Source organism: Streptomyces sp. Ac-502, from assembly GCF_045222935.1.
Lineage (GTDB): Bacteria > Actinomycetota > Actinomycetes > Streptomycetales > Streptomycetaceae > Streptomyces > Streptomyces monomycini.
The window spans coordinates 9,461,769-9,479,493 of record NZ_JBHFFO010000001.1; the positions used below are offsets into that span (position 1 = coordinate 9,461,769).

Genomic DNA, 17,725 nt, shown 5'->3' on the forward strand with positions numbered 1-17,725 from the left:
GTCGTATCCCGCCGCCTCCGCCGCCACGAAGACGCCACGGAGAATTGCCCGCACCTCGTCGCAGTACCGATGGCCCCGGCACCTGGCAGCCGGCACCCAACAGCGATGTGCCACGGAATTCCCCGGACACCGTCGCATATCCGCATTACGGCAGCCAGGGAGTTCGTGCGGAACCCAGCTCCGGAATGCCGGTCAACGGTGCGGCGGAAGTCGTGGGGGCATTGGAGGCCTGAGCCCGGGGCGCGGTGGGCATGGGCGCCTGAGCCCCCGCCGGGGTGGCATCAGGACGCCACGCGCAACACCAGCTTCCCGCGCGTGCGGCCCTCCTCGCCCCGGCGGTGCGCCTCGGCGGCCTCGGCCAGCGGCAGTACGTCCTCGACCTCCACCGACACCGCCCCCTCGTCGACGAGGCCACCGATACGCGCGAGCGCCGCCCCGTCCGGCTCCACCAGGAAGCCGCTCGCCCGTACTCCCCGGGCACGGGCGGCCTCCATCAGGTCGGGCGAGGCCCCGGAGGGAACCGCGATCAGCGTGCCGCCGGGCCGCAGCGTACGCAGCGAACGGGTGCTGGTCGCGTCGTGCTCGTCCCCCACGAGGTCGATGACGACGTCCACGTCACGCACCGCCTCCTCGAAGCGCTCCTGGGTGTAGTCGACCAGCTCGTCCGCGCCGAGCGAGTGCAGCCAGTCGTGCTTGGCCGCCCGGGCCGTACCGATGACGTGCGCGCCCAGGTGCTTGGCGAACTGCACCGCGAAGTGGCCGACACCGCCCGCCGCCGCGTGGATCAGCACCCGCCCGCCCGCCTCCACGTGCGCCGCGTCCACCAGGCACTGCCAGGCGGTCAGCGCGGCCAGCGGCACGGCGGCCGCGTGGTCGTGGTCGAGCGCGGCCGGCTTGCGGGCGAAGTGCCGGGAGGGCGCGGTCACGTACTCGCCGTACGCCCCGGCCTGCCGCGGGAACCACGGCATCCCATACACCTCGTCGCCCACCTTGAGCGTGTGCACGCCAAAGCCGACCTCCTCCACGACCCCGCTGACGTCCCAGCCCACCGAGAACGGCGGATCCCCGAGGACCCCGGCCATACCGCCGCCCTGGCGGGTCTTCCAGTCGACCGGGTTCACCCCGGCGGAGCGCACCCGTACGAGTACCTCGGTGGGCAGCGGCGCCGGCCGGGGCGCCTCGGTCAGGTACAGCACCTCGGGACCGCCGACGGTGTCCTGAGTGATGATGCGCATGGTCGGTTCGCTGCTCATGCCGTGTCTCCTGGGAGCGGGCCGGACCGCACGGCCGGCCGGGTCGGTTGATCATCGCCGTACGGAACGTACCGGAGTAGCCGCGAACGGGCGCCCGCACACCTCCGTGATCCTCACGTCCGCTCTCCGGCCCCCTCGGCCCGTTCGGCCGCGCTCCGGTAGGCGAACCGCGGGACGAAGAACTGCGTGACCGGCCCGACCGCGAGGGCGTACAGCACGGTGCCGGCCCCCACGCCGCCGCCCAGCAGCCAGCCCACGGCCAGTACGGCGACCTCGATCAGCGTACGGACGGAGCGGAGGGAGCGCCCGGTCGCGGCCGCCATGCCGGTCATCAGGCCGTCCCGGGGGCCGGGACCGAACCGCGCGCCTACGTAGAGGGCCACGGACAGGCCGTTCAGGAGGATGCCGCCCGCGAGCAGTCCGATGCGTGCGGGAAGCTCCAGATGCTGGGGGAGGAGGTGCAGCCCGAGGTCGGACGAGCAGGCCAGGACGACGATGTTGGCCCCGGTGCCGAACGTCGGCCGCTGTCTCAGCGGGATCCACAGCAGCAGTACGAGTACGCCCACGACGGCGCTGATCGTGCCGAAGCTCAGCGACGTGTGGCACGCCACCCCCTCGTACAGGACGCTCCACGGATTGACGCCCAGCGATGCTCTGAGCAGGACCGACAGGCTGAAGCCGTACAGGGCCAGGCCGGTGAAAAGCTGGGGCAGGCGCCTCAGTGGACGTTCGCCGAACGGCACGTACGTGAGGGAGTGCGGGGGCCTGCTCGACCTCGCCCGGGGCCCGAGGGGCGAGCGCGTCGGCCGCCCTTTCCCGGGCCGATGCCGCCCAGTCCGCACCTCTCCCGCCGCGCCCACCGATTCCGTCTGCTCAAGCCGCATGCCCGGCCGCCTCCACCTTCTCGTCGTGTGCTGGCCCGAGTGCTTTCCAGGCCACCGGGGCGACTCTGTACAGTGATCGGCTGGCAGAACATGGCCATTGCCGGGGAAATGGTCTGGCTGAGCGGAGCGGTGGGCCGGGTGCCGCGAGGAGCGGGGGAGACGAGAGGGAAGGCATGGCGGAAACCGGGCCGTCCCAGCCCCTGAACGGGACAGGGCTCGTGGGCCGCACTCTGGGGAGCACGCAACTGGCCGCGCTGCTGCCCGACCCCACGCGAGCACGGCCCGCCTATCGCCACCTGGCGCAGGCGATCAGTGAGCTGATCCTGGACGGGCGTATCGCGCTGCACGTCAGGCTCCCCGCAGAACGCGAACTCGCCACCGCCCTCGGCGTCAGCCGGGCCACCGTCACGGCCGTCTACGACCTGCTGCGCGAGAGCGCTTTCGCGCACAGCCGCCAGGGCTCCGGCACCTGGACGGCCCTGCCCGCAGGCCGTACACCCCGCGGCGTGACACGGCTCCTCGGCGCCCGGGACACCACGATCGACCTGGCCAGGGCCGCCCCCACCCTGCCGCACGGGACCCTCGCCGACGCCCTCGCCAGGGTGTCCCCCCAGCTGGCCGAACACGTCGGCACGCCTGGCTACCACCCCTACGGCCTGCCGGAACTGCGCGCCGCCGTCGCCGAACGCTTCACCCGGCGGGGCCTGGCCACCGTGCCCGACCAGATCCTGGTCACCTCCGGCGCCCAGCACGCGCTCACGCTCGTCCTCGGTCTGCTGTGCCGCCCCGGCGACCGGGTCCTGGCCGAGAACCCGTCCTACCCGAACGCCCTGGAGGCCATGCGGCGCGCCCGGTTGCGTACCGTGCCGGTCCCCGTGACCGACACCGGCTGGGACACCGAGACCGTCGCGTCGTCCCTGCGCCGGTCCGTGCACCGGCTGGCCTATCTGATCCCCGACTTCCACAACCCGACCGGCTGTCTCATGCCCGCGGAGCAGCGCGCCCGCATCCTGCGGTCCGCGCGGCGCTCCGCGACCTGGCTGGTCGTCGACGAGACCCTGACCGACCTCGTCCTCGACGTCCCCGCACCCCAGCCCTTCGCCTCCTTCGCCGCTCCGGGTGAAAGCGGCCGGCTCATCACCATCGGCTCGATGAGCAAGACCCACTGGGCAGGCCTGCGCATCGGCTGGCTGCGCGCCCCCGCGCAGCTCGTCACCGAACTCGCCGGCCAGCGGGTCGCCACCGACATGGGCGGCTCGGTGCTGGACCAACTTGTGGCCCTGGACCTGCTGGACCGGTCGGCGGAGCTGCTGCCCACGCGCCTGGAACAGCTGCGTACCCAGCGCGCCGCCCTCACCGCCGCCCTGGCCGAGCACCTTCCGCACTGGACCTGGCAACAGCCGCCCGGCGGCCTGTCCCTGTGGGCCGACATGGGCGAACCTCTCGCCGCGGAGCTGGCCGAACGGGCACTGGACTACGGGGTACGGATCGAGGGCGGCGCCTACTTCGCCACCGACCCGGGTGTCTTCGCGCAGCGCCTCCGCATCCCTTACACCGCGCCTCCCGAAACCCTCCGTGACGCGGCGCACCGGATGGCCGCGGCACTCGCGGACGGCCTCCCGCCCTCGGCGGCCACCTGCCGACCGCACTGGATCGCCTGAGCCGCATCGTCGGGCGAGGCGTCCGGCCGCTCGGTCACCATCGGCTTCCACGCTCACGGGGTGGCGCCTTCTTCCCCAGCGCTCGAAGAGCAGTCCGGGTGAACTCCGTCGTCGCCGACGGTCCTTGCCGCACGGCTCGTCCGCCGACATCATCGCCGTTTTGACTTGCCTGCTGGGAAAGTCTGCGCTAGCTTTCCTGGTGGGAAAGTCGGCGGCCGGGCTCGGCCGCCGGAGATTCGGCACGCCGAGGTCTTAGGGGGCGATGCGCGTGGGCGCACCGATGATGGACGCCGAGCAGGCATGGGCGGATCTGCAGAGAATCCGTGTCCCGCAGGAGCGGGTCTACGACGAGTTGGAACGCTGCACGGTGACAGGGCGTCGGGGGTACTTGCCGATCGCGGCGGTGATGTGGCTCTACCTGGCCGTCAGCGGGCTCGACCTCCCCAAATGGTCGCTCTGGGTGACCCTGGTGGCCTATGTGGGCGTACTGGCCGCCATGGGGGTGCGGTCGAGCCGCAAGTCGCGGGTGCGGCTGCACCGTTCGCGCTACACCTGGCGTGTGTACGCCGTGTTCGTAGTGGCCGCCGCCCTGGGCGGAGCGAGCATCGGGCTCAGCTCCTGGCTGGTCGAGTGGGCGGAAGTGCCGTACGGCAGCCTGGTGCAGGCCACGATATGCGCCGGCCTCTTCCTGCTCGTCACCGCGCCCGCCAACCGATGGGCCTTCGCCCCGATGCGTCACCACGGGAGACGTCGATGAGTACCCCCAGCGGATTCGACGAACTGATCCACCCGTCCACCCGGCTGTCGGTGGTCGCGCTGCTCGCCGCCACCGAATGGGCGGACTTCCCGTTCATCCGGGACAGCCTCTCGCTCAGCGACTCGGCGCTCTCCAAACAGCTCCACACGCTGGAGGAAGCCCGGTATCTGGAGATCCAGAAAGAGGGCGGCGGGCGCAAGCGCCGGACGAAGGTCCGGCTCACCGACCAGGGCCGGACCGCTTTCGAAGGGCACGTGGCAGCGCTGCGGGCGATCGTCGAAGGGGCCGCCAAGGGCCCGCCCCCGGGGAGGGACGCCCCCGCCCGAAGCCGCCACGCCCCGCGCCCACACTGACGGTACGGGCCCGGCGAGCACCCGGCCGATGCGAACGGAGGCCCGCCGATGACTGGGCCCGAGCCCGTGGTGCAGGTCCGCGACCTGCGCATGTCCTACGGCTCCAGGGAAGTGCTGCAAGGCGTCGACCTGGACATCCACCGCGGCGAGATCTTCGCCCTGCTCGGGCCGAACGGCGCCGGGAAGACCACCACCGTCGAAATACTCGAAGGTTTCCGCCGGCGCTCGTCGGGCGACGTGCACGTGCTCGGCACGGACCCGCTGCGCGGCGACGACGCCTGGCGCGGACGGATCGGCCTCGTCCTGCAGTCCTGGCGCGACCACGGCAGGTGGCGGGTGGGAGAGCTGGTCGGCCACTTCGCCGAGTACTACCCCGACCCGCGCCCCCCGAAGGAACTGCTCGCGGTCGTCGGCCTGACCGGGCAGACGGACCAGCTGGTGAGCAGGCTCTCCGGCGGCCAGCGCCGCCGCCTCGACGTCGCCCTCGGCATCGTCGGCCGCCCCGAGCTGCTCTTCCTCGACGAGCCCACCACCGGCTTCGACCCGGAGGCGCGCTACGACTTCCATGTCCTGGTCGAGAAGCTCGCCGCCGACGAAGGCGTCACGGTCCTGCTCACCACCCACGACCTCACCGAGGCCGAGCGCCTCGCCGACCGTATCGCCGTGCTGGTCGACGGGCGCATACGCGTCTGCGGCACCCCGGCCGAACTGGCCCGGCAGGCCGCCGCGCGTGCCGAGGTGCGCTGGACGGCCCAGGACGGGACCCCGCGCAGGGAACGTACCGAGGACCCCTCCCAGCTGGTGTGGGAACTGCACCGCGACATCGGCGGTCCGATAACCGACCTGGAGGTGCGCCGCCCGACGCTGGAGGACACCTACCTGCACATGGTGAACACCGAGAAGCGACACCCGGCAGGCTCCGGGGAGCGAGAGGACAGTGCCGTATGAGGGGGACGGGACCGCAGCGCATCCTGCGGGCGGGGGTCCGGCGCGGAGGCATCGAGCTGCGCCAGCTCGCGCGCAGCAAGAAGGAGCTGAGCGGCCATCTGGCGAACGTCGTGGTGGCCCTGGTGCTTGCCACGACCATCAGCGGCACCGTACCCGGCACGGAGCTGTCGATGGGCCATCTGATGATGGTCGGGTTCTGCGCCTATCTGCTCTTCCAGCTCGGCGTGCTGACCGTCCCGCAGATGCTTGTGACGGAGCGCGAAGAGGGGGCGCTGCTGCGGCTGCGGGCCACACCGGGCGGCATACCGGCGTACCTGGTGGCCAAGGCGCTGCTGATCCTGGGCACGGCCGTCGGCAGTCTCGTCCTGCTGCTCGCGGCCGGCGCGGTGCTGGCCGACGGCCCGCTGCCGGCCAGTCCGGCGCAGTGGCTCACCCTGCTCTGGGTCACCGGCCTCGGACTGCTCGCGGTCGTGCCGCTCGGCGCCGCCATCGGCGCCGTCCTGCCCAACCCGCGTGAGGCGCTGGCCCTGATCGTGCTGCCCTCCATGGCTCTGCTCATCATCTCCGGGACGATGTTCCCGCTGTCCCGGATGCCGCAGCTCGTGCAGCAGATAGCCTCGGTGTTCCCGCTCAAGTGGATGGCCCAGGGGATGCGGTCGGCGTTGCTGCCGGACAGCGCGGTCGCCGCCGAGGTGTCGGGCTCCTGGCAGCTGCCCACGGTCGCCCTGGTCCTCACCGCGTGGGCCGTCGTCGGCTTCCTCCTCGCCGTACCGCTGGTGCGCAGGACCACCCGACGCGAATCCGGTTCCCGCCTGGCGGGCCGTCAGCACAAGGCGGCCATGAGCGGAGCGGGAACGCCGGCGGCGCGGTAGCGTCGGCCCGCCACCGGCCACGACACCCCGCGGGATGATTGCGTACACCCCCGGTGTTGAGAAAGGGTCAGGTCGGTTCCGCCCGCGGACGGGACCGTACGACACCACGCCCGCTCGGGCGGACGACGATGCGACGATGGGACGGATGCCATGCCACTTGAGGGCGAGTACGAGCCGAGCCCGGAGAAGTGGGTACGCGACCAGGTCGAGCTGTACGAAAGCAGCGGCGGCACCAAGGGGACGACGATGCGGGGCCTGCCAGTCATCGTCCTGACGACCCGGGGCGCCAAGTCGGGCAAGCTCCGCAAGTCCCCGCTGATGCGGGTGGAGCACGAGGGCAGCTACGCCGTCGTCGCCTCGCTGGGCGGTGCTCCCAAGCATCCGGTCTGGTACCACAACATCGTGGCGGACAACCGGGTGGAGTTGCAGGACGGGCCCGTACGCATGGATCTGGTGGCCCGCGAGGTGACGGGCGAGGAGAAGGCGTTGTGGTGGGGACGCGCGGTCGAGGCGTATCCCGACTACGCCGACTACCAGCAGAAGACCGACCGCGAAATCCCCGTCCTGGTCCTGGAGACCCCGGACCGGAGCCACGGCTGACGGCGCACGGTAACGGCTGACCGGCGCCGACGCCCGGACAGCGGAGCGGCCCCCGCCGAAAGCTTCCGGCAGGGGCCGCTCTGTCTGCGTTCCGTCGTCCGCCACGGAGTGCTGGTGCCGTGCGGCAGGCTTGGTGCGTGGCAGCGGCCGTCGTCGGGATTCCCGGTGAGGGGCATCCGGACACGTGCGTGAAGGGGAGGTGACAGCCGGTGCCACGGGCCGTCGGCGGGCAACCTGACGGTGCCTACGCGCCCCCGCGCCGTGGAAGGACGCGGGGCGCGGCCGTCGGCGTGCCGACGCGCATCCGGGTCAGCGCCAGACGGCCTTGAAGTAGCGGCCGTAGTCGAACTCACCGCTCGCCTTGCTGTGGGCGTAGGCAGCGCCGGTGGCGGTGACACCCGAGGGGCCGCCGACGTTGTAGTGGCGGTACCCGCCGAGCGTGTTCTCCGACGAGTAGCCGCCGGAGCCGTACGCGCCTGCCGCGGCGGCGCCACCGCCCGAGTCGGCGGCGGCGGGCCCGGCGGCCAGGAAACCGGCCGCCGTGACACCGGCGAGGGTGATCGCGACGTTTCGAAGCATGTGACTCTCCTGAGACTGAGGTGGGTGGACCTGACGAGATGACCTTGACCCAGCCTTCGCCGGTCCGCACGCCGGGATGGGCGAACGGGGTGACGACGCCCTCGTGGCCCCCTCCCGACGGCCTCGCCTCACCACCCGTCAGGGCCTCATCCCCCGTCAGGTCTGGAACTCGTCCCAGGGATAGCCACGTACAGGCCCCGTCATTGGCGGGCGCGTCCGGTCAGACGACCGTGCCGCCCGCGACGAAACCGACGTGGTGATGGCGCCCTTCGCGAGTGTCCTCCGTCAGCGCCCTTTGCGCATGCCTTCCGCGACCGCGCCGGGCATCCGGCTGCGGGTGGTGGACGTACACCTGGAAGGAAGCGTCGCGCTCGGGTTCCCGGCTCAGCGCGTGCCGGATCCGTGCGCGGACCGGGGCATCGTCCAGCCGTTCATCGAAGAGTTCCCGGGTGGCCGCGCCCAACCGGGCGAGCCGGAACCGCGGCCCGCGCCCCGCCTCCGGCCGCGTCCGCCCCGCCCCGCCTCCGGCCGCATCCGCCCCGCTTCCGGCGGCTCCCGCCCATTCCCGGTAGCCCCGCCCATCCCGTCAGCCCCACCCGCCCCCGGCCACCCCCGCCCACCCCGTGTCCAAGTGTCCGACGAGCCGGAGCCGAGCCCCGACGCCCTAGGGTGTACGCCATGTCCGCGCCTGAACTGATCCGTATCGTCTCGCGTTCCTCTCCCATGGCGCTCGCCCAGGTGGAACGCGTACGCGGCGAGCTGGCCGCCCGGCACCCCGGAACCCGTACGGAGGTCGTGCCCGTCACGACTTCCGGTGACCGCTGGATGGGCGACCTCTCCAAACTCGGAGGGAAGGGCGCCTTCACCAAGGAGGTGGACGCCGCCCTGCTGGCCGGGGAGGCGGACCTCGCCGTGCACTGTGTCAAGGACATCCCGGCCGACCGCCCCCTGCCCGCCGGGACCACCTTCGCCGCCTTCCTCGAACGTGACGACATCCGCGACGCGCTCATCCACCCCGGCGGCCTCACCCTCGACGAGCTGCCCGACGGCACGCGCATCGGCACGTCCTCCGTACGCCGTGTCGCGCAGCTCGCCGCCTCGTATCCGCACCTGGAGTGCGTGCCGATGCGCGGCAACGCCAACCGCCGTCTGGAGAAGCTGCACGCGGGGGACGCCGACGCCCTGCTGCTGGCCGTCTCCGGGCTGGAGCGCATCGGCCGTCGCGACGTCATCACCGAGATCCTGCCGGCCGAGACGATGTGCCCGCCCATCGGCGCCGGCATTCTGGCCCTCCAGTGCCGCGAGGACGACACCGGCACCAATGACGCGGTCGGCGCGCTCGGCGACCGCGACGCCTTCCGGGAAGCGACTGCTGAACGTATGTTCCTGCACGTGCTGCAGGGCCACTGCAACTCGCCGATCGCCGGGTACGCGAAGACCGAACGCAGCGGCGAACTGTCCCTGCGGGCCTGCGTGTTCACTCCCGACGGCAAGACCGTGCTCAATGCACACGAGTGGGCCGGGCCGCTCGACCCGGCCACCCTGGGCACGTCCGTCGCCGTCGCGCTGCTGCGCCAGGGAGCGCGCGACCTCATCGACTCCATCGCGCACTGACGGGCCGTCGGCGTACCGGAGGCAGGCCCGCCCGTAACTCCAATGGGTCTGCTTTTGGCGGATCGGGTCATGTATGGGACCAGCCGTCCCTACGGTGCCGTTGTACGCACACGGCACGGGAGGACCGCCATGACCCACTCCATCGACCTGGAAGAGCTGGCCTTCGTCGCGACCGTCATGGAACGGGCGCACCGGCTGCTCGACGCCGAGGAGAAAAGCTGCCGCCGCGCACGGCGGACGGACTCGAAGGGCCTGGCAGCCCGCACCAGACGCTCCTGGGCGCGGGTGAGCTGACACGTGGGGTGGACGACGCGGTGCGGCGGATCGCCCTGGCGGTCGGTTACGCGTGTGCCGGCCTGCAGAGCCACGCGCTGCGGGCGGCGCACCACGCGCACACCGCCCCGCGCAGTGTGCCGGGCGGCACGGACCGGATGGCCAGGCCCCTCAGCTCGGGCACCATCGAGGCACTGAAGCTGGTACGACAGGTGTCCGACTTCTTCGGCGAAGGGCTGCGGGAGCACATCGACCGGTCGCTCGCGGCCCCCGAGGCGACCTGGCCGCCCGCCGACTGGAAGCAGTACGACGAGGAACGGATGAAATCCGCAGCCTCCGTCGCCTCAGCCCGCCTCGGCCGCCACGAATCCGTGACAGCCGCTCCCGACCAGTGACAGGCGCCCCCGACCAGTGACAGCAACCCCCGACCCCTGACGGCTACACCCCGCCTCGACACCCGAAGGCACGACGACACCGCCCCCGCACAGGACGGGAGCGGTGCGAGGCCCGGCGCCAAGGGAGCGGTGCGGGCCCGGTGCCTACGCGAAGGCGCTGTGGCCGGTGATGGACCTGCCGACGATGAGGGTGTTCATCTCACGGGAGCCCTCGAAGGAGTAGACCGCCTCCGCGTCGGCGAAGAACTTCGCGATCTCGTAGTCGAGGACGATGCCGTTGCCCCCGAAGAGCTCGCGCGCCCAGGCGACGCACTCGCGCATCCGGGTCGTGGTGAACGCCTTGGCCAGCGCGGCCTGCTCCGCACCGGCCCGCCCCGCGGCGGTGAGCTGGTTGAGGCGCACGACCATGCCGAACATGGCGGTGACGTTGCCCAGTATCTTGACCAGCAGGTCCTGGATCATCTGGAAGGCACCGATCGGCTTGCCGAACTGCACGCGCTGGACGGCGTACTCGCGGGCGAGTTCGTAGGCGCGTACGGCCACGCCCAGGGCCTGCCAGGCCACTCCGCCGCGGGTGCGCGCCAGGACGGCGGCGGTGTCCCGGAAGCTGTTGATCCGCTGAAGGCGGTCGGTCTCCGGTACGCGGACCTCGTCCAGCGTGATGTCGGCGTTCTGCACGGTACGCAGCGCGATCTTGCCCTCGATCTTCGTGGCGGTGAAGCCGGGGGTGCCCTGGCGCACCACGAATCCCTTGACGTTGTTGTCGGCGGTGTCGCGCGCCCACACCACGACGACGTCGGCGAAGGTGCCGTTGCCGATCCAGCGCTTGGCGCCGTTGAGCACCCAGGTGTCGCCGTCGCGCCGGGCCGTGGTGCGCATGCCGCCCGCGACGTCCGAGCCGCCTTCCGGCTCGGTCAGGGCGAAGGCGCCGATGGTCCGCATCGCGGCCATGTCCGGCAGCCAGCGATCGCGCTGCTCCTGGTCACCGCCACCGTGGATGCTGCCCATCGCCAGACCGTTGTGCACCCCGGCGAACACCGCCAGGGACGGGTCGACGCGGTTGAGTTCCAGGGTGAGGAAGCCGGAGAACAGCTCGCTGCGCGGGCGGCCGTCACCGTACTCGGGGTAGTGGTAGCCGGCCAGGCCCAGCTTGGCGATCTTCTCGATCGCCTCGAAGGGGAACTCCGCCCGGTCCCAGGCGTCGTTGGCCAGCGGCTTGATCTCGGCCTCCAGATAGTCGCGCACGGCGGCGAGTTCGGCGCGTTCGCCGTCGTCGAGGAGGTCGGCGAAGCCGAAGAAGTCGGGGGCGGGGTTGGCGGGCTTGGGCATGGTGTGCTCCTGGCTGTGCTGGGGGTGCGTGGGTACGTACGAGCGGATCGGCGGTTCCGGACCGGGGCCGGAGAACCAGACCTGGCCCAGGCCGCCCCGGGGCATCAGGCCTGTTCGGCCCGGCTGAGCGCGTCGTTGAGGGCGAGCTGCTTGCGGTCGCGCAGCGCGGCGCGCTCGCGGTAGGCGTCCGGACCGTGCCCGTACGCGGCTTCGGTCTGGGAGACGACCGTGGCCGTGGCGATGTCGTCCAGCTCCGGGTGGCCGAGGCGCTGCCAGCCCTCGACGAGCCCCGGGCCGAGGTGGTCCATCATGTGCCGGATGCCGCCCGGTCCGCCGCCGAGGTGGAAGCTCTCGAACGGGCCGACGGTGGCGTACCGGCCGCCCAGCGACGCCTTCATCACGGTGTCCACCTCGCCGGCGTCGAGCACGCCGCTGAGCACCAGGTGCACCGCCTCCTGGAGGACGGCGCCCTGCAAACGGTTGGCCGCGAACCCGGGCAGCTCCTTGCGCAGCCGCACCGGCGTCTTGCCCAGCGCACGGTAGAAAGCCGTGGCGGTCTCGACGGCTTCCTCGGAGGTGCGTTCGCCGGGCACGATCTCCACCAGCGGCAGAAGGTGCGGCGGATTGAAGGGATGCGCGACCAGCAGCCGCGCGGCGGTCGCGTCCGGCAGGGGCGCGGCGATGGCGGTGGCGACGATTCCGGAGCTGGACGTGGCCAGCACGGACCCGGCGGGGGCGTGCCGCGCGATGTCGGCGAACAGCCGCTGCTTGAACTCCAGGTTCTCCGGTCCGTTCTCCTGCACGAGGTCCGCGTCGGCGACGGCCGCGGCCAGGTCGTGCGTCGTACGGATACGGCCGCGCAGCTCCTCGGCTTCGGCACCCGGCAGCCCGTCGGCGAGCAGCGGCAACGCCTCGGCCACGGCGTCGTCCAGGTCCTCACGCGGATCGGTGACGGTCACGGGCAGACCGTGAGCGGCGAACAGGGCGGCCCAGGACAGGCCGATGGTGCCGGCTCCGACGATGGCCACGGTACCGATGGGCGACGTGAGGTTGTGGTGGGTGGGGGACATGGCAGTGCTCCTCAGACATGGGCCGAGTAGAGGGCGGTGAGCGGTGTGCGGAGATCGCCGAGGCGCTTTCCTCCGTTCATCGGGCGCTCCAGCGGGGTGCCCGCTTTTCGCTGAAAGCACGTACCCCTTCGGCGAAGTCCTCCGAGCGGACCAGCCTGCCGATCGCCTCGGCCTGTGCGGTGAAGGCCTCGGACTCCGGTATGCCGTCCGCCTGCCGGACGACCTCCTTCACGGCGGCCAGCGCCAGCGGCGCGTTCCGCGCCACCTCCGCGGCGAGGGCCAGAGCGGTGGCCAGGGCCTGGCCGTCCTTGCTCACCTGGTTGACGATTCCGAGCGCGCTGGCACGTTCGGCGGTGACGGTCCGGCCGGTCAGCAGCAGTTCCATGGCCAGGTGGTACGGGATGCGCCGGGGCAGCCGCAGCGCGCCGCCGCCTCCGGCGATCAGACCGCGCTTGACCTCGGGGAGCGCGAAGCGCGCGCCGTCCGCCGCGACCACCAGGTCACAGGCGAGAGCCAGCTCGAAGCCGCCGCCCATGGCGAAGCCCTCGACCGCCGCGATCAGCGGCTTGGTGGTACGGGCCTCCACCAGTCCGGCGAACCCCTTGCCGGGCAGGTTCACGCGCTCGCCGCGGGCCGCCGCCTTGAGGTCCATCCCGGCGCTGAACGTGCCCTCCGCGCCGGTGAGTACGCCCACCCGGAGGGCGGGATCGGACTCCAGGGTGTCCACGGCGGCGGCGATGCCCTCGGCGACCGCCGCGTCCACGGCGTTACGGGCCCGGGGCCGATTGATGGTGATCACCAGGGCGCTGCCTGCGTGATCCTTGCTCGCGCCCTCGTCCGTGCCGAGCGGCTTGTACCGGACCTGCACCGGCCCGTCGTCCGCCGCGGTGTCCTGGCAAACCGGGGTGCTCATCGCTGCTCCTCCTTCGCGGCGGCCTCGGACTGCGTGCGCTGAGCCGTCGTCGTGGCGGTGGCTTCCGTGGTGCGGGCCAGTTCGGCGAGTTCGGCGAGGACCTCCGCCGTGTGCTGACCCGGCAGCGGGGCGTGCCGGCGTATCGAGGCGGGCGTGGCGGAGAAGGCCAGCGGCACGCCCACTACGCGGTAGGCGCCCTCGCTGGGGTGCTCCGCCACGTCCATCAGGTGCCCCTCACGGACGTACGGGTCGTCCGGCGCCTCGTCGAGCCGCAGCACCGGCCCCATGGGAATGCTGTGCGTGGTGCATACCTCCATCCACTCGGCCGTGGTCAGCCGCGGCGTCACCGTCTCCAGCAGTTCGGCGAGCGCTTCCCCGTCGCGCACGGAGTCGATGAACTCGCCGTTGACGCGCGGGTCCCCGGCCAGGTCGGGCCGGCCGGCGGCCGCGAACAGGTCGCGGAAGTTCTGCGGGCCGTACGGAATGATCATCGCCAGGCCGTCCTTCGTGGGCCGTGCCCGGTGCCCCTTGTTCATGGACAGCGGGAAGCCGGTCGGGCCCATCGGCGGTTCGTAGATCCGCCCCTGCAAGTGCTCGACCAGGTTGAACGCCAGCAGCGTGTCCACCATCGGCACCTCGACGTGCTGCCCCTGGCCGGTCGCCCGCTGGTGGACCAGGGCGGCCAGCGTCGCGTACACGATCGACAGCGCGGCGACCTTGTCGGCGAAGATGCTCGGCAGGACCACCGGGGCGCCCACGTCACCCGAGCGTTCCGCCAGGTCCAGCAGCCCGGAGGCCGCCTGGACGGTCTCGTCGTACGCGGCCAGCTGCGCCCGGTCGGAATCAGGGCGGAAACCCTGCGCGTGGGCATAGATCAGGTGGGGGTGTGCGGCGGCGAGACTGTCGTAGTCCATGCCCAGGCGGCGCAGCGCGCCGATGCGCATGTTGGTGACGAGGATGTCGGCCGTGCCGATCAGCTCCAGGGCCCGGTTCCGGTCGGTGTCGTCCTTGAGGTTGAGGGTGACGCTGCGCTTGTTGCGGTTGACGTTGAGGTTCAGCGGCGTCATACCGGGCGTGCGGTGCACGGCGCCGACGCGTACGGTGTCGTTCGGCGACTCGATCTTGATGACGTCGGCGCCGAGGTCGCCGAGGATCTGGGCGGCGTACGGGCCCATCACGACCGTGGCCATGTCGATGACGCGGACCCCGGCGAGCGGGCCGACGGCGGGGTGGTCGTTGCCGCCACTTCTGCTGCTGTCGCCTTCGCCCCTGCCGCTTTCGACGGTGTCGCCGGGGTCGGGACGTACCGCGGTGTCCTCCGGGGATGCTGCGGATGTTACGGGTGCCATCACCACTCCAGGTCGGAAAAGCCTCAGGTAGGAAAAGCTCCGGGACGAATAGGGGAAACACGCTGTGTCTCGCATCCCTTGTCCTCTGTTCCTTCTTCCTTCTTCCTTCGGAAACGCTAGACCCGGGCCGCGCGGATACTCAATCCATGGGTGACACCAATACACGAAGAGCGGCGTGACCACTGTGGTCACGCCGCTCTTCGTGCCTTTTGGAAAGACTGATTACGGAGACTGGGCCGCCGTTGCGGAGCCGTCGTCGCCGGGTACGGCGCCCCCTCAGTCCGTACCGGCCGGATCCGGCAGTGCGCACCGCGCTTCCCGTACCAGGAAGTGCAGGTCGCCGTCGGCTTCTCCCCGGTCGCGCCGCCAGATCAGCCCGGTCGCCAGCGACGGGGAGAAATCCCGGAACGGCAGCACCACATTCGCGTCGTTGCCGTAGGAGTTCGCGTTGTTCTCCCGGTCCAGCAAGGTGATGCCGAAAGTCGAGCCGTTCGCCACCATTTCCGCGACGCTCGCATAGTCGCCGATGTTCAAGGTGATTTCCTTGTGGATGCCCGCGGCTTTCAGTCGTACCTTGATCTGCTCGAAATAGGTCGGCAGGGTTCCGGGTGCGGAACAGACATAGGTGTAACTGGTGAGTTCGCTCAGCGACACCGAGGCGCGGCCGCGGAAGTCGGCGGCCGGCAGCACCGCGCCCAGCGGCTCGTGCAGCAATTCCACCACCTCGATGCCCTCGGCGTGCACGGGCAGATGGACCAGGGCCATGGCCAGGTCGCCGCGCTGCACCGCGTTCAGGAGATTGCCGCTCTTCCCGGGCCAGCGTTTGACGTCGAACTGTTCGGAGCAGCGCTCCTCCAGCCGCGTCAGACGCTCCCGCATCCGCGGATGCAGCGCGGGCGGCACGCCCACGTAAACGGCACGCCGCTCGGGCCCTATCGCCCGGCGCAGCCGCCAGGGAATGTCGTCGAACCGGCCCAGCACGTCCTTGGCGATGGGCAGCAGGGTCCGGCCGGCGGGGGAGAGTGCCACATGGTGGGAGTCCCGGTCGAAGAGTTTCTGCCCGAGTTCGCGTTCGAGATCCCGCACCCGCTGGCTCAGGGGCGAGGTCGCCATGTGCAGATGGCGGGCGGCCTGAGAAAAGCTCAGGTGCTCGGCGACCGCCACGAAGTAGCGCAGGTGGAAGATCTCCATCGCACGGAGCCTACTCGCCGGGTCACGGCGGCTCCGGCACCCGGGTACGGGCGGGGCGTTGACGGGTGCCGGCGGCCGCCGGGGGCGTATGCGGAGGGGCCGGAGGCGCCCGGTCAGCGCGAGGAAGACGACGAACGCGGCCGTCACGATCCAGCCGTGCCACCCGGTCAGCCCCATGTGTAGGGGATCCATCGACGCCGAGCGCGACGGTGGTCAGCGCTGCCGGGACCGCGAGGGCCAGGAGACAGGAACGCACGGTGCGGCCGTTCGGCCGGGGCCACCGCAGGGCGAGGACGTCCCGTATCCCGGCGCGGAGAATGCGGCCGGCCCCCGCCCCGGCCTGGGGGCACCCCCACCATGGGGGGAGCCACCGGGGCCTGCCGTCCCGGAGGACCGCAAGGAAAGGGCCTGCCCGCGGCCGGATGCCGCGGGCAGGCCCTCTCCGTGTGTCACACCGCGAAGCCGTAGTCCAGCAGCTTCTTCGCGTCGGCGGTGCGGTTGGCCGCCGAGGAGGAGGCGAGGACCGTACCGATGACCGTCTTGCCCTTCCGGGTGGCGGCGAAGACCAGGCAGTACTTGGCCTCCGGGCCGGAGCCCGTCTTGACGCCGATGGTGCCGGCGTAGCTGCCGAGCAGGTTGTTGGTGTTGGTCCACGACATGTAGCGGTAGCCGCCGCTCTTCGTCGTGACCTTCTGCTTGGTGGACTTGGTGCCCACGACGCTGCGGAACGTGGCGTTCTTCATCGCGCTGGAGGCCAGCTTCGTCAGATCACGCGGCGTCGAGTAGTTCGCACCGTTGCCGATGCCGTCGAACGAGTCGAAGCGCGTGTTCTTCAGGCCGAGGTTCTTCGCCGCGGTGTTCATCTGGCCGATGAACGACTTCACCCGCGCCGCCCGCGTGGACCCGCTGCCGAACTTGTCGGCCAGCGCGTACGCCGCGTCGCAGCCGGACGGGAGCATCAGCCCGTACAGCAGCTGGCGGACGGTGACCTTGTCACCGACGATGAGCCGGGCCGACGAGGCGGTCTTGGCGACGATGTAGTCGCTGTACGCCTTGTCGATCGTGACCTTGGTGTCCAGGTTGAGCTTCTTCTGGGACAGCACCACCTGAGCCGTCATGATCTTGGTGGTGGAGCCCATGGAACGGTGGCTGTCCGCCGCCTTGGCGAAGGCCGTCTTGCCGTTGCCGTTGTTCATCACGAAACCGCCCACCGCGGTGATCGCGGGAGCCTTGGGTGCCGCGGCCTTGACCGCGGCCTTCGCCGGGGCGGCCTGGGGCGCCGCGGCCTGTGCCGAAGCGGCGAACGTCCCGGTCAGCAGAACGGCTCCCGCGGCGGTGACGGCCGTCGCGGACAGGCGACGTACGCCCTTGATGCCAGTTTTCAACGTGTTTTCTCCAAATGCCGCTCTAGTACGGCCACATGAGAGGGTGGCTTTCTCGTGAGACGCACGAGTCACGCCGAAGGATGCACCCGGCGGCGCACTTCCCCCAACTCTTCCCCCGACATTTCGGGAACGGGCGGGGCGAGGCCGTCCCGGGAGCCGCACCTCTGGCGCATCCCGTCGCCGCTTCCGGAGGGCTTCGCACCCGCCCGGTACGAGCTTGTACGCATCTGACGGACGGTTGCTCGATTTCTGTTATCGGCTCCGCCCCCGCAGCATCTCCTGTGTGTGGGACGGAACAA

Annotated in this window: 19 protein-coding genes; 9 read left to right on the forward strand and 10 right to left on the reverse strand. The window is 71.3% G+C overall.

Features of this window, described 5'->3' with window-relative positions; genetic code table 11:
- Positions 1 to 281: 281 nt before the first annotated feature.
- Together ACEXOX_RS43030 and ACEXOX_RS43035 are read right to left on the reverse strand one after the other, a co-directional pair.
- Positions 282 to 1,253 carry an NADP-dependent oxidoreductase gene (locus ACEXOX_RS43030; RefSeq protein WP_406526042.1) on the reverse strand — a complete coding sequence of 324 codons (972 nt, stop codon included), beginning with the start codon at positions 1,251 to 1,253 and terminating at the stop codon, positions 282 to 284.
- A gap of 113 nt (positions 1,254 to 1,366) precedes the next feature.
- On the reverse strand, positions 1,367 to 1,996 hold the full coding sequence (locus ACEXOX_RS43035; RefSeq protein WP_406526043.1) for a YitT family protein: 630 nt from the start codon (positions 1,994 to 1,996) through the stop codon (positions 1,367 to 1,369).
- A gap of 359 nt (positions 1,997 to 2,355) precedes the next feature.
- On the opposite strand from ACEXOX_RS43035, the gene ACEXOX_RS43040 reads away from it, so the two are divergent.
- The 6 genes from ACEXOX_RS43040 to ACEXOX_RS43065 all read left to right on the forward strand — a co-directional run bounded on the left by ACEXOX_RS43040 (position 2,356) and on the right by ACEXOX_RS43065 (position 7,328).
- The gene (locus tag ACEXOX_RS43040; RefSeq protein ID WP_406526044.1) at positions 2,356 to 3,798 is read left to right on the forward strand and encodes a PLP-dependent aminotransferase family protein; all 1,443 of its coding nucleotides are present in this window, start codon (positions 2,356 to 2,358) and stop codon (positions 3,796 to 3,798) included.
- Positions 3,799 to 4,066: 268 nt separating this feature from the next.
- Complete coding sequence (locus ACEXOX_RS43045) at positions 4,067 to 4,555, forward strand: hypothetical protein (protein ID WP_406526045.1); 489 nt, start codon at positions 4,067 to 4,069, stop codon at positions 4,553 to 4,555.
- Positions 4,552 to 4,908 (forward strand): transcriptional regulator, encoded by a 357-nt coding sequence (locus tag ACEXOX_RS43050; RefSeq protein WP_406526046.1) that lies wholly within the window; start codon positions 4,552 to 4,554, stop codon positions 4,906 to 4,908. Before ACEXOX_RS43045 ends, ACEXOX_RS43050 begins: the two co-directional genes overlap by 4 nt.
- Positions 4,909 to 4,956: 48 nt before the next feature.
- Entirely contained in the window at positions 4,957 to 5,856 is a 900-nt protein-coding gene (locus ACEXOX_RS43055; RefSeq protein WP_406526047.1) for an ABC transporter ATP-binding protein, read from the forward strand.
- Positions 5,853 to 6,728, forward strand: a complete 876-nt coding sequence (locus tag ACEXOX_RS43060; RefSeq protein ID WP_406526048.1) for an ABC transporter permease — start codon at positions 5,853 to 5,855, stop codon at positions 6,726 to 6,728. Before ACEXOX_RS43055 ends, ACEXOX_RS43060 begins: the two co-directional genes overlap by 4 nt.
- 150 nt (positions 6,729 to 6,878) lie before the next feature.
- A complete protein-coding gene (locus tag ACEXOX_RS43065; RefSeq protein WP_406526049.1) occupies positions 6,879 to 7,328 on the forward strand; it encodes a nitroreductase family deazaflavin-dependent oxidoreductase in 450 nt (149 codons plus the stop codon).
- A gap of 309 nt (positions 7,329 to 7,637) precedes the next feature.
- Here the strand turns inward: ACEXOX_RS43065 and ACEXOX_RS43070 are convergent, their stop codons facing one another.
- Positions 7,638 to 7,907 (reverse strand): hypothetical protein, encoded by a 270-nt coding sequence (locus tag ACEXOX_RS43070; RefSeq protein WP_050502668.1) that lies wholly within the window; start codon positions 7,905 to 7,907, stop codon positions 7,638 to 7,640.
- A 220-nt stretch (positions 7,908 to 8,127) separates the two neighbouring features.
- Complete coding sequence (locus ACEXOX_RS43075; RefSeq protein ID WP_406526050.1) at positions 8,128 to 8,370, reverse strand: hypothetical protein; 243 nt, start codon at positions 8,368 to 8,370, stop codon at positions 8,128 to 8,130.
- A gap of 215 nt (positions 8,371 to 8,585) precedes the next feature.
- Between ACEXOX_RS43075 and hemC the strand changes: the two genes are divergently transcribed.
- From hemC to ACEXOX_RS43090, 3 genes are all read left to right on the forward strand, one after another.
- Positions 8,586 to 9,521: a hydroxymethylbilane synthase gene (hemC, locus tag ACEXOX_RS43080; RefSeq protein ID WP_406526051.1), complete on the forward strand. Its 936-nt coding sequence runs from the start codon at positions 8,586 to 8,588 to the stop codon at positions 9,519 to 9,521.
- A gap of 129 nt (positions 9,522 to 9,650) precedes the next feature.
- Complete coding sequence (locus ACEXOX_RS43085; RefSeq protein WP_406526052.1) at positions 9,651 to 9,815, forward strand: hypothetical protein; 165 nt, start codon at positions 9,651 to 9,653, stop codon at positions 9,813 to 9,815.
- Between the two features lie 8 nt (positions 9,816 to 9,823).
- Positions 9,824 to 10,189, forward strand: a complete 366-nt coding sequence (locus ACEXOX_RS43090) for a hypothetical protein (RefSeq protein ID WP_406526053.1) — start codon at positions 9,824 to 9,826, stop codon at positions 10,187 to 10,189.
- Positions 10,190 to 10,333: 144 nt separating this feature from the next.
- On the opposite strand, the gene ACEXOX_RS43095 is transcribed toward ACEXOX_RS43090, so the two are convergent.
- The 6 genes from ACEXOX_RS43095 to ACEXOX_RS43120 all read right to left on the reverse strand — a co-directional run bounded on the left by ACEXOX_RS43095 (position 10,334) and on the right by ACEXOX_RS43120 (position 17,426).
- The gene (locus ACEXOX_RS43095; RefSeq protein WP_406526054.1) at positions 10,334 to 11,518 is read right to left on the reverse strand and encodes an acyl-CoA dehydrogenase family protein; all 1,185 of its coding nucleotides are present in this window, start codon (positions 11,516 to 11,518) and stop codon (positions 10,334 to 10,336) included.
- 104 nt (positions 11,519 to 11,622) lie between these two features.
- The gene (locus tag ACEXOX_RS43100; protein ID WP_406526055.1) at positions 11,623 to 12,588 is read right to left on the reverse strand and encodes a 3-hydroxyacyl-CoA dehydrogenase NAD-binding domain-containing protein; all 966 of its coding nucleotides are present in this window, start codon (positions 12,586 to 12,588) and stop codon (positions 11,623 to 11,625) included.
- Positions 12,589 to 12,664: 76 nt separating this feature from the next.
- Entirely contained in the window at positions 12,665 to 13,501 is an 837-nt protein-coding gene (locus ACEXOX_RS43105) for a crotonase/enoyl-CoA hydratase family protein (RefSeq protein ID WP_406526056.1), read from the reverse strand.
- On the reverse strand, positions 13,498 to 14,850 hold the full coding sequence (locus ACEXOX_RS43110; protein WP_406526057.1) for a CaiB/BaiF CoA transferase family protein: 1,353 nt from the start codon (positions 14,848 to 14,850) through the stop codon (positions 13,498 to 13,500). The genes ACEXOX_RS43105 and ACEXOX_RS43110 overlap by 4 nt, the downstream gene beginning before the upstream one ends.
- Before the next feature lie 276 nt (positions 14,851 to 15,126).
- Complete coding sequence (locus ACEXOX_RS43115) at positions 15,127 to 16,041, reverse strand: LysR family transcriptional regulator (RefSeq protein WP_406526058.1); 915 nt, start codon at positions 16,039 to 16,041, stop codon at positions 15,127 to 15,129.
- A 449-nt stretch (positions 16,042 to 16,490) separates the two neighbouring features.
- Positions 16,491 to 17,426: a D-alanyl-D-alanine carboxypeptidase family protein gene (locus ACEXOX_RS43120; RefSeq protein ID WP_406526059.1), complete on the reverse strand. Its 936-nt coding sequence runs from the start codon at positions 17,424 to 17,426 to the stop codon at positions 16,491 to 16,493.
- Positions 17,427 to 17,725: the final 299 nt, after the last annotated feature.

Bases quoted from the DNA above. Each gene is read 5' to 3' on its own strand.
- ACEXOX_RS43060 (WP_406526048.1), top strand. From the start codon at position 5,853: ATGAGGGGGACGGGACCGCAGCGCATCCTGCGGGCGGGGGTCCGGCGC.
- ACEXOX_RS43100 (WP_406526055.1), bottom strand. From the start codon at position 12,588: ATGTCCCCCACCCACCACAACCTCACGTCGCCCATCGGTACCGTGGCC.
- ACEXOX_RS43055 (WP_406526047.1), top strand. From the start codon at position 4,957: ATGACTGGGCCCGAGCCCGTGGTGCAGGTCCGCGACCTGCGCATGTCC.
- ACEXOX_RS43030 (WP_406526042.1), bottom strand. From the start codon at position 1,253: ATGAGCAGCGAACCGACCATGCGCATCATCACTCAGGACACCGTCGGC.
- ACEXOX_RS43085 (WP_406526052.1), top strand. From the start codon at position 9,651: ATGACCCACTCCATCGACCTGGAAGAGCTGGCCTTCGTCGCGACCGTC.
- ACEXOX_RS43095 (WP_406526054.1), bottom strand. From the start codon at position 11,518: ATGCCCAAGCCCGCCAACCCCGCCCCCGACTTCTTCGGCTTCGCCGAC.
- ACEXOX_RS43115 (WP_406526058.1), bottom strand. From the start codon at position 16,041: ATGGAGATCTTCCACCTGCGCTACTTCGTGGCGGTCGCCGAGCACCTG.
- ACEXOX_RS43070 (WP_050502668.1), bottom strand. From the start codon at position 7,907: ATGCTTCGAAACGTCGCGATCACCCTCGCCGGTGTCACGGCGGCCGGT.
- ACEXOX_RS43105 (WP_406526056.1), bottom strand. From the start codon at position 13,501: ATGAGCACCCCGGTTTGCCAGGACACCGCGGCGGACGACGGGCCGGTG.
- ACEXOX_RS43050 (WP_406526046.1), top strand. From the start codon at position 4,552: ATGAGTACCCCCAGCGGATTCGACGAACTGATCCACCCGTCCACCCGG.
- ACEXOX_RS43065 (WP_406526049.1), top strand. From the start codon at position 6,879: ATGCCACTTGAGGGCGAGTACGAGCCGAGCCCGGAGAAGTGGGTACGC.
- ACEXOX_RS43110 (WP_406526057.1), bottom strand. From the start codon at position 14,850: ATGGCACCCGTAACATCCGCAGCATCCCCGGAGGACACCGCGGTACGT.
- hemC (WP_406526051.1), top strand. From the start codon at position 8,586: ATGTCCGCGCCTGAACTGATCCGTATCGTCTCGCGTTCCTCTCCCATG.